Consider the following 10,129-nt stretch of genomic DNA (forward strand, 5'->3'; position numbering starts at 1 on the left):
CCAGCTCGCCGATCTGGGCGACTGGGTCGAGCCCGAGGAGGCGGATGTCGTCATCGCGCTCGGCGGTGACGGGTTCATGTTGCAGACGCTCCATGCGATGCTCGAACGGCGCAAGCCCGCGGTCCCGGTCTTCGGAATGAACCTGGGTACCGTCGGCTTCCTGATGAACGAGTGGCGGCATCACGGCCTCGAAGACCGCCTTTCGCGCGCCAAGCCGTTCAAGGTCACACCGCTCAGCATGACCGCGACCGGGATCGACGGACGCACCCTCACCCTCCCCGCGATCAACGAGGTCTCGCTGCTGCGCGAGACGCGCCAGACCGCCAAGCTCGAGGTGACGGTCAACGACCGCGTCGTGCTCGCCGAACTGGCCTGTGACGGCATCCTCGTCGCGACCCCGGCAGGCTCGACCGCCTACAACCTCTCCGCGCAGGGCCCGATCCTGCCGCTCGGTTCGGGCATGGTCGCGCTGACGCCGATCAGCCCTTTCCGTCCGCGGCGCTGGCGCGGTGCGATCCTGCCCGACAAGGCCCGGATCGGCATCCGCGTCCTCGACCCCGGCAAGCGCCCCGTCTCCGCGGTCGCCGACCAGCGCGAGATCCGCGACGTGGCACAGGTCGACATCTGCATGGACCGTGCGCGCGAACTCACCCTGCTGTTCGATCCCGAGCATGCGCTCGACGACCGCATCACGATGGAACAGTTCGCAGCATAGCCCCGGCCCCGGCGCAATTTGTTGCAGAAATCGACAAAAACCGGGTTGCATCGTCCAACTGGCCGTTTATAGAGCCGCCTCCGGCAACGTTCCCTGATAGCTCAGCGGTAGAGCTCTCGACTGTTAATCGAGTGGCCGTAGGTTCGAATCCTACTCAGGGAGCCATTTTCAAGCCGCGAAATCTCGCTTCTGGCGAGACGCCCCGCGCCAGATCGCGGCAAGATCCCCCGATACACTATTTGCAATACAACCCTCGCGGCACGCATCCCGCGCGTCCGACCGGCGTTGACCCCTGATGACCAGAGCGATTGGGGCAGACGATGAAATCGGTGATTCTCCCGGGCGGCGAGACGGTGCCTGCCCTGGGCCAGGGAAGCTGGATGATGGGCGAGCGCGCTGATCGTCGCGAGGCCGAGACCGCAGCGTTGCGCGCAGGCGTCGAGTGCGGGATGACGCTGATCGATACGGCGGAGATGTATGGCGACGGCGCCGCCGAGACGCTGATCGGTGATGCGCTCCACGACGTCCGCGACACGCTGTTCCTCGTCAGCAAGGCCTATCCCCAGAACGCCTCGCGCGATCGCCTCACCGCCGCCTGCGAGGCGAGCCTTGCGCGGCTGAGGACCGACCGGCTGGACCTGTATCTGCTGCACTGGCGCGGGTCGGTACCACTGGCCGAGACGGTCGAGGCGATGGAACGGCTCAAGACCGCGGGCAAGATCCGCCACTGGGGCGTCAGCAATCTCGATACGCAGGACATGGCCGAGCTCGATGCGGCGGGCGGACAGAGCTGCGCGACCGACCAGATCCTCTACAACCTGACACGGCGCGGTCCCAAGCATGACCTCCTCCCCTGGCTCGACCGTCACGACATTCCCGTCATGGCCTATAGTCCGGTCGAGCAGGGCCGGCTCCTCGCTGATCCGGCACTGACGCGGATCGCCCGCGACATCGGCGCAACGCCCGCGCAGGTCGCGCTCGCCTGGGTGCTGCAACGTCCCGCGACGATCGCGATCCCCAAGGCCGCGAGCGTGGCGCATGTCCGCGAAAACCGGGCAGCCGCCGATCTCGTGCTGTCGGCCGAGGATCTTGCCGCGCTCGACACGGCGTTTCCCCGCCCGCGGTCGCCACAACCGCTCGAGATGCTCTGAGCCCGGCATGACCGGCAGCACGCCCCCCAAGGCCTATCCGACGACCCCCGACGGCCGCTATTTCGTCGTCCGCGGCCGGTTGTGGCGGTGCGCGGATCCGTCGCTGCCCGAAGCGGATCGGGCCGAGTTGGTCCGGGCACTGATGGCGGCGCGACGCGCGGTCGGCGTAGCCCGACGTCGGGACGATGCCGACGCGGTCGCCGCTGCACGTGCCGACGTCGATGCGGCCAAGCATGCGCTCGGCGAACGCGGCCCGGTCTGGTGGCACGACGGGTCGCCCGACTACAATCGCCACATGGCCGCCAACACCCCCTATGCAGCGTGGTTCGCAGGAATTTCGCCGTCGATCTGAGCCGATGCGGCGACTGGTACGTTGATCAGCAATGATAGTGACGACCCTGCGAGCCCGGCTCGCGTCCGGCGCGATGCCGCTTGCACTCCTCCTGATGAACGGCGCCGCCGGTGCCCAGCCCGCCCAGACTGCGCCGAAGCGCGCCGCGCCCCCTGCCAAGCCGAGCGCGGCGCCCGCTGCGATCGGCGGCGTCGTCATCAGCCGGCAGGCGGTGACGGACGCGACCGTCCGCGCGGTCTACACCAAGGCGAAGTGGCGTGCGGTCTGGTCGGATGCCGATGTCGCGGCGCTCAACACTGCGCTCGGCAACCGCAGCCGCCATGGCCTAGATCACGTCGCCTTCCTGCCCGACCTGCCCGCCGACGCGGCCCCGGCGGATATCGACGTCGCCCGCACGCGCGTCGCGCTCGCCTATGCCGGTGCACTGGCAAGGGGCCGTGTCGATCCGGCGACGCTGCATCAGGTCTATACCCTGCCGCGACCCAGCGTCGACCTCGCCACCGGGCTGGTCGCCGCGATCGCGCGGCACAAGGTCGACGACTGGCTTGAAAGCTTGGCGCCGCAGGATGCCGACTATCGCCTGCTGTCCGATGCCTATCGCGTCTTCAGCGAGAAGGCGCTCACCGCACCAGCCGGCCCCGCACCGCTCGAGGCGCCCGCCCAGACGGGCGCTGCCGCGCTGATCCGCGTCGGCACCCGCGATCCGCGCGTTGCGACGATCGTCGAACAGCTGGTCGAGAGCGGTTATCTCCTGACGCCCGGCCCCGGCCCCGTCACCGCGCCGACGCTGGCGCAATCCGCCTCGACCATCGCCGGCCTCCAGCCGGCCACCCCGTCTAGCGCCCCGGTCTATACGCAGGCAATCGCCGACGCGATGAAGGGGCTGCAGACCGATTACGGCATCGCCGCGGACGGGATCGTCGGGCCGGAGACTCTGAAGGTCCTCAATCTCGGACCAGGTGATCGCGCGCGCGCGCTCGCGGTGGCGCTGGAGCGGCGGCGCTGGCTCGAACGGACGCCCCCGGCGACGCGGATCGACGTCAACACCGCCGCCTCGCAACTGCGCTACTACCGCGATGGCGTGCTCGTCGATCAGCGCAAGGTGATCGTCGGCGAACCCGGTCGCGAGACGCCGGCCTTGTCCTCACCGATCTATCGCCTCGTCGCCAACCCGACCTGGACCGTGCCGAAGTCGATCCAGAACGGCGAGATGGCCAATGTCGACGACGCCTATCTGCAGGAGCACAACATGGTCCTGCGCGACGGCTGGATCGTCCAGCAGCCCGGCCCGAGCAATGCGCTCGGCCTCGTCAAGTTCGACATGGCGAACGACCAGGCGATCTATCTGCACGACACGTCCGCCCCCGGGCTGTTCGACCGCAGCCAGCGGCATCTGAGCCATGGCTGCGTCCGCGTCGAGGATGCGATCGGCTTCGCGCAGATGCTCGCCGACGACCAGGGCGTTACCGAGGCATGGCAGACCGCGCAGGCGTCGGGCGAGATGCAGTTTGTCCCGCTGCCGCGCCGCATCCCGGTGCGGCTGCTGTACGAGAATGTCTATGTCGGCGACGCCGGCAAGGTCGCCTTCCGTACCGACCCCTATGGCTGGAACGATCCCGTCGCCGAACAACTCGGTTTCGAGCGATCGGCGGCGCGGCGTGCCGAGGCCCGCGACATCGATATCGGCCCGTGAGCGTGAGGCGCGACTAGCCCCTGCGCGCGGCGATGTACCGCGTGACATTGCCGGTCAGCACGTCGAGCGGGACGTTGCCGCCAGCCAGCACCGCCTGGTTGAAGTCCCGCACGTCGAACCGGGTACCCAATTCGGCCTTGGCGCGGGTCCGCTGCGCGACGATCTCGGTCTGGCCGATCTTGTAGCCACAGGCCTGACCCGGCCAGGCGCAATAGCGCTCGACCTCGCTCACCGCGTTGCTCATCGGCAGTCCGGTCGCGGCGACGAATTCGCGCAACGCCTGCTCGCGCGTCCAGCCCATCGCATGGATCCCGGTGTCGACCACCAGCCGCACCGCGCGCCAAGACAGCCCCATGAAATAACCGAGCCGCCCCGCCGCATCGCCGTCATAGAGCCCGAGCTCGTCGGCGAGCTGTTCGGCGTAGAGCGCCCAGCCCTCGGTATAGGCGTTGAACGCCAGCACCGATCGGATCAGCGGCAGCTGCTGCGCATATTCCCCCTGCCAGACATGCCCGGGAATGCCCTCGTGGAACACCAGATCGGGGATCGTGACGCGGTTGTGGATCGTGGGATCGCCCAGATTCACCCAGATCTTGCCCGGGATCGATCCGTCGAGCGCGCCCGGCCCGCCATAGGCGGCGGGCGCCCCCGCCTCCTGCGCGAGCGGCATCCGCCGGATCTCGAGCCTGGCGGTCACCAGCGTGCGGAACGCCTTGGGCAGGCGCGGCCGGATCGCATCGATCCGGCCCTGCATATAGGCGACGATCTGCTTCCTACCGGCATCGTCGTTGGGGAAGGCGATGTCCGGCCGACGCTGCAATTCGGCCGCGCGCTCCGCCACGGTCCCCTTGGTCAGCCCGAAGCCCTTGAGGATCCTGTCCATCTGCGCCTGAAGCTCGACGAGCTGCGCACGCCCCAGCGCATGGATCTCCGCCGGGCTCCGTCGCGTCGTCGTCCCCGCACGCAGCCCCCAGCCATACCAGGCCGCGCCATGCGGGCGCGATCCCAGCCCGGCGACGTCAGTTGCGACCGCGCGCTGCGCGGTGAGTTCGGCGATCTGCCGCTCGAGCGCGGGGATGACCGCATCGCGGACGATCTGCGTAGAACGCCGGGTCCAGTCACCGGGGATCGCCTGCGTCTTGCGCGCGAGCGGCCCGATCAGTGGACCATCGACCGCTGCCGCCTCGGCCAGCGTGCGTCGCATCCCGGCCAGCGTCTTGTCGAGCAGGAAGCTGGGCGGCACCAAGCCCTGCTCGCGCGCGGTGCGCACCCTGCCCGTCTCGTCATCGAGCTGTTTCGCCATCGCCGCCACGCGCGCGAGATAGGCCTCGGCATCCGCCGCCGTGCGCAGCGGCTGATCGCCGTCGAGCAGCTGCGGCACGTCCAGCCACGCGCCGACATTCTGGATGACGGCATAGGGCGTGTTGCGCCAGTCGCCGATCGTCGCGACGCCGTAGGGCAGCGCCATCCCGTCCAGCGCGGTCTGGAACGCGCTCTGCGTCACGGCGATGCTGGTCAGCGTCGCCTGGTCGATCCCGTCGCGCGGCAACCGGCCGAGCGCAGCCAGCCCGTCGGTCAGGACGCGCCGCCGCGCCGCGATGCCCGCGGGCGACCGGTCGTCGAGCTGCCCCCGCAACGCCGCATGCGCGCCGGTGTCGAGGCCGAGCCCGGTCGCCTTGCCGGGATCGAGCGTCAGCAGCTGCCACGCGAGCCGGTCGAGAAGAGCCGCCGCGTCGGCGGATGTCGACGAGCGGCCGGCAGTCTGTGCGGAGACGGGTGCGGCGGCGAGCGTGGCCGCGATGCCGGCAAGCGCGTCGCGGCGGCGGAACAGGGGTCGGTTCATTTGCGAAACATGGACTCGCCATTCGCCGCGGTCAAACGCACCACCGTGCCATCACGGTGGACAAACACCCGCCGCCGCCTAGAGGTCGGCGGGGAAAAGGGCTGAGTTACGTGACGATCGGACTGAAGGACATCGCTGCACGCGCAGGCGTCTCGATCGCGACGGTGTCGCGCGTCCTGTCGGGCAAGCCCGTCCGGCCTGCCTATCGCAGCCGGGTCGACGATGCGCTGGCCGCGCTCGACTATCGCCCCAATCTGGCGGCGCGGCGGCTGCGTTCGACGCGCGCGAGCGTGATCGGGCTGATCGTGCCCGATATCGGCAACCCCTTCTTCGTCGCCTTCGTCCAGGCGGTCGAGGGCTATGCCTGGCGCGAGGGGCTGCGCGTCATCCTGTGCAACAGCGGCGAGGATCCCGCGCGCGAACGCCATTACCTGCAATTGCTCGAGGACGAGCGCGTGTCGGGCATCATCCTCGCCCCGACCCGGGCCGGCGGCGTGCCGGAGACCGCGACACCGCTCGTGCTGGTCGATCGGGTGGAGGGGACGCCGCAGGTCGACAGCGTCAAGCTCGACAATGCCGGCGCGGCGGGCGCGCTGGTCGACGCGCTGCACGGATCGGGCTGTCGGCGGATCACCGGCCTGTTCGGCGAGCGCGGCAGCACTGCGGTCGACCGCCGTCGCGGCTATGCCGCCGCGCTCGACCGCCACGCGCTTCCAGCCCAGATCATCGACGTGCCGCACGAACCCGCGGCGCGGGCGGCTTGCGTGCGGACCGCGCTCGCCGACACCGCCTGCGACGCGGTGCTCGTCGGCGACACGTTCCTGATGCTCGAGGCGGCGGTCGTGCTGCGCGCGCGCTCCGATCCCCCGGCATCCCCCGTCCGGCTCGCGGGGTTCGACGATGCCACCTGGCTGCGCCTGCTCGACGCCGCGCCGATCGTCGTCGAGCAGCCGGTCGACGAGATGGCGCATGCCGCGCTGGCGCTGCTCGTCGAACGCATGACCGGTGCGGGGGGCGACGCCGTCCGGCTCGTCTTCAACGGGACGATCGTCAGCCCCGCCTGATAGCCCCGCCTGAGCCTTAGGTCAGGCGGCGGCGGCGATCGCCGTGTGCCCGCGCGTCGGACGGAACCGACCGTTGCGCAGCGCCGCCTCGATATCCTCCAGGCTCGCGCCCGCCGTCTCGGGCACGAAGAGCAGCACGAACACGAACGACGCCAGGTTGACCCCGGCATAGACCCACATCGTCGAGCCGAGCCCGATCGCATGGACCAGCGACAGCGCGGTCCCGGTGACGATCAGGTTGCTACCCCACAGCATCGCCGCGTGCAGCGCGGTCGCGGGGCCGCGCATCGCCAGCGGGAACATCTCCGCGCCGAGCAGCCAGCCGCACACCTGGATGCCACCCGAATTGAACAGCATGAACGCCAGCAGGAAGCCGATCGTCAGCCAGCCCTGCCACCCGCCATGCGCGCCGCTGGCGAACATGATGCCAAGCCCGATCAGGCTGACGACCGAGCCCGGGATCATCACCAGCATCAGCCGCCGCCGCCCGATCCGGTCGACGAACAGACAGCCGAGCAATGTCATCACCGCATAGACGATCGCGACGCCGAGGCTGGCGAGCAGCGCCGATTCCTTGCCGAACCCCACCCCCGACAGGAAGGTCGGCGCATAGTAGATCATCATCTCCAGCCCGCCGCACTGGGTAAAGAACGCGACCCCCAGTGCCGCGATCAGCGCCGGCCGCGCCCAGGCCTGGCGAATGCCGCGCCAGCCGCTATCGGCCGGATCCGCTTCGGTCGTCGCATCGCGGATCTGGGTGACTTCGTGGCGGATCTCGCGGCGTGTGGTCCGCACGCGGCGCAGCACGTCGATCGCGGCGTGGATGCCGATATTCTCCGCGGCCCAGCGCGGGCTGCGCGGCATGAACGCCATCGTGACGAAGACGATCGCGGCGGGGATCGCCGCAACCGCGACCATCGTCCGCCAGCTCCAGACGTCGTGCAGGCCGAACCCGACGATGCTGGCGAGCAGGATGCCGACGCCGATCGCGACGTTGAACATCGTCACCAGATTGCCGCGACGATGCTGCGGCGCGAGTTCGGAGATGTACATCGGCACGACCTGCGTCGATCCGCCGACCGCCATGCCCAGGAACACCCGCGCGGTGATCAACGCGCCGACGCTGGGCGCCATCGCACAGGCGATCGCGCCCAGCGTGAACAGCGCGCTCACCCCCATCACCGACAGCTTGCGGCCGATCCGTTCGGACAGCCAGCTTGTCGCCAGCGCACCGATCACCGCGCCCGCCAGGATCGCCGCGGTGACGATCTCCTGCAGGCGATGATCCAGCCCGAACTCGTCGGTGATCGACAGCAGCGCCCCCGATATGATCCCCGTGTCATAGCCATAGAGCGCGCCGCACACCGCAGCGACGAACGCTGCGGTCCGCAGCACCCGGTCGCCATTGGCATAGGGTTCGGGAATTCTCGGCTCGTTGCGCGCCGTCAGGCTGCGCCGCGTCAGGGATGGGGCGATGCTGTGATCTGTCAAAACGTGGAGGACTCCGTGGTTGTCGAAAGGATATTCAGCGCGGGCGCAGCGCGAAGCGGCGACGCCAGGACGGCAGGCGGATCTGCTCGCGCGCCCAGGTCAGCAGGCCGGCACCGATGATGACGGCGATGCCGGCAAAGGTCGGCAGGTCGACGCTCTGGTGAAACACGGTGTAGCTGAGCGCGACCGCCCAGATCATCTGGCTGTATTGCGGCGGCGCGATCCGGCTGACCGCGACGCGTTGCGCCGCCAGCATCAGCAGCGCCTGGCCGAGGATCGCGAGCAGGCCATAACCGGCGAGCAGGACCATCTCGGCCCCGTCCGGCCAGCGGAACGCCTGCAGCCACAGCAGTGCCGCGCCGTTGATCACCAGCGGTCCGATCAGCCCCGCACCGAGCATCGACACGCGCTTCTCGCCCGCACCGCCGGCGCGAAACAGCACGATGACGATCGCGCTCGACAGGGCGCACAGCATCGCCGCGCCATGGCCCAGATCGAAGGCTCGCAGTCCGGGTCGCAGCACCATCAGCACGCCGACGAACCCGATCGCCACCGCCGCCCAGCGCCAGGCACCGACCTGTTCCTTCAGGAACAGCATCGACAGCAACGTCACCAGCATCGGCATCAGGAAGATCAGCGCGAACGCCTCGGGCATCGGCAGCCGCGTGAAGGCGACGACGCTCGACAGGCCGCTGATCGACGATCCGATCGCGCGCGCCAGCCATAGCGAGCGGCGCGTCGCGCTGAACACGTCGAGCAGGCGGTCGCCGGGCGTGCGCACGAAGGGCAAGGCGACCAGGCCGAGCAGCGCACCGGTGAACGTCACCTGGAACGGGCTGAACGCGCCTTCGAGCAGCCGTACCGACGCGTCGCTGAACGCGAAGGCCGCATAAGCCAGGAAGGCCAGCGGCACGCCGCCGATGGCCGCCAGACGCGCACCATGGCTCTGAATGGTAAGATCGATGCTCAATTGCGTCTCTCGGGCTGGCGTGGACGGTGACGACTCCCCGGAGCCGCGGGCACGAGCGAACGCCGCCACCGCCCCGACGTCACCTTATGGCGGGGCGGCAAACAGCTCTGTCGCTTTGCGTATCCCGCTCGTACCGACAGCAGGTGAAGGACGCAACAGAAAACGTTTTCTGTTTTAGCCCCCCCGTCGTAAGCACCCCGCTTCGATCGCGCGCAATTGCGGCTTGGCGCGGCTGACGGTACGACCGGGCGATCACCCGTGACGATGAGGATATCCTATCGCAATGAAGCTCGCCGATCTGGCCGTGCTCGCCGGCGTTTCGACTGCAACCGTGTCACGGGCCCTGGCCGGGCATTCGTCCGTCAATGCGCAGACCCGCGCACGCATCCAGGCGCTGGCGCAGGAACATGACGTCCGTCCCAACCAGCTCGCGCGCAACCTGCGGCTGAAGAGCACCGGCGCGATCGGACTCGTCCTGCCGCTCGGCCATGCCCGCACCCAGCATCTCACCGATCCGTTCTTCCTGACCCTGCTCGGGCTGCTCGCCGATCTGTTGGTCGAACGCGGCTATGACATCCTGTTGTCGCGGGTCATCCCCGACGGCGACGACTGGCTCGACCGGCTGGTCGACAGCGGCCGCATCGACGGCCTGCTCCTCGTCGGCCAGTCCGACCAGGGGGCGGTGATCGAACGCGTGTCGCAACGCTATGCGCCGCTGGTCGTGTGGGGCGCGTACCGGGCGGACCAGAACCATCTGACGATCGGCTCGGACAATGTCGCGGGCGGACGTCTCGCGGGCCGCCGCATGATCGACCAGGGCCGGTCCCGTCTGATGTTCGTCGGCGACCCC

At 69.3% G+C, this 10,129-nt stretch carries 9 protein-coding genes and 1 tRNA gene; 7 read left to right on the top strand and 3 right to left on the bottom strand.

What is annotated here, in order from left to right; genetic code table 11:
• From sphsw_RS05020 to sphsw_RS05040, 5 genes are all read left to right on the top strand, one after another.
• Positions 1 to 715 (top strand): NAD kinase (locus sphsw_RS05020; RefSeq protein ID WP_042466598.1); only part of this gene is annotated, 715 nt, incomplete at its 5' end.
• A 90-nt stretch (positions 716 to 805) separates the two neighbouring features.
• Positions 806 to 880 (top strand) — tRNA-Asn (locus sphsw_RS05025).
• A gap of 155 nt (positions 881 to 1,035) precedes the next feature.
• Entirely contained in the window at positions 1,036 to 1,866 is an 831-nt protein-coding gene (locus sphsw_RS05030; RefSeq protein ID WP_031439650.1) for an aldo/keto reductase, read from the top strand.
• Positions 1,867 to 1,873: 7 nt separating this feature from the next.
• Complete coding sequence (locus sphsw_RS05035; RefSeq protein ID WP_031439651.1) at positions 1,874 to 2,218, top strand: hypothetical protein; 345 nt, start codon at positions 1,874 to 1,876, stop codon at positions 2,216 to 2,218.
• 37 nt (positions 2,219 to 2,255) lie between these two features.
• Entirely contained in the window at positions 2,256 to 3,911 is a 1,656-nt protein-coding gene (locus tag sphsw_RS05040) for a L,D-transpeptidase family protein (RefSeq protein ID WP_235188287.1), read from the top strand.
• Between the two features lie 13 nt (positions 3,912 to 3,924).
• On the opposite strand, the gene sphsw_RS05045 is transcribed toward sphsw_RS05040, so the two are convergent.
• Positions 3,925 to 5,754 carry a DUF885 domain-containing protein gene (locus sphsw_RS05045; protein ID WP_031439653.1) on the bottom strand — a complete coding sequence of 610 codons (1,830 nt, stop codon included), beginning with the start codon at positions 5,752 to 5,754 and terminating at the stop codon, positions 3,925 to 3,927.
• Positions 5,755 to 5,864: 110 nt separating this feature from the next.
• Here sphsw_RS05045 and sphsw_RS19255 point away from each other — a divergent pair, with 110 nt between their 5' ends.
• Positions 5,865 to 6,818 (top strand): LacI family DNA-binding transcriptional regulator, encoded by a 954-nt coding sequence (locus tag sphsw_RS19255; protein WP_031439654.1) that lies wholly within the window; start codon positions 5,865 to 5,867, stop codon positions 6,816 to 6,818.
• A 21-nt stretch (positions 6,819 to 6,839) separates the two neighbouring features.
• Here the strand turns inward: sphsw_RS19255 and sphsw_RS05055 are convergent, their stop codons facing one another.
• The gene (locus sphsw_RS05055; protein WP_200874009.1) at positions 6,840 to 8,309 is read right to left on the bottom strand and encodes a sugar porter family MFS transporter; all 1,470 of its coding nucleotides are present in this window, start codon (positions 8,307 to 8,309) and stop codon (positions 6,840 to 6,842) included.
• A 34-nt stretch (positions 8,310 to 8,343) separates the two neighbouring features.
• Positions 8,344 to 9,279 carry a DMT family transporter gene (locus tag sphsw_RS05060; RefSeq protein WP_197975323.1) on the bottom strand — a complete coding sequence of 312 codons (936 nt, stop codon included), beginning with the start codon at positions 9,277 to 9,279 and terminating at the stop codon, positions 8,344 to 8,346.
• 283 nt (positions 9,280 to 9,562) lie between these two features.
• On the opposite strand from sphsw_RS05060, the gene sphsw_RS05065 reads away from it, so the two are divergent.
• A partial coding sequence (locus tag sphsw_RS05065; RefSeq protein ID WP_031439657.1) for a LacI family DNA-binding transcriptional regulator occupies positions 9,563 to 10,129 on the top strand: 567 nt, incomplete at its 3' end.

Source organism: Sphingomonas sp. FUKUSWIS1 (genome assembly GCF_000733135.1).
Taxonomy (GTDB): domain Bacteria; phylum Pseudomonadota; class Alphaproteobacteria; order Sphingomonadales; family Sphingomonadaceae; genus Sphingomonas; species Sphingomonas aerolata.

Excerpts from the sequence above, each read along its gene's own strand:
- sphsw_RS05045 (WP_031439653.1), bottom strand. The coding sequence starts at position 5,754 with ATGAACCGACCCCTGTTCCGCCGCCGCGACGCGCTTGCCGGCATCGCG.
- sphsw_RS05030 (WP_031439650.1), top strand. The coding sequence starts at position 1,036 with ATGAAATCGGTGATTCTCCCGGGCGGCGAGACGGTGCCTGCCCTGGGC.
- sphsw_RS05035 (WP_031439651.1), top strand. The coding sequence starts at position 1,874 with ATGACCGGCAGCACGCCCCCCAAGGCCTATCCGACGACCCCCGACGGC.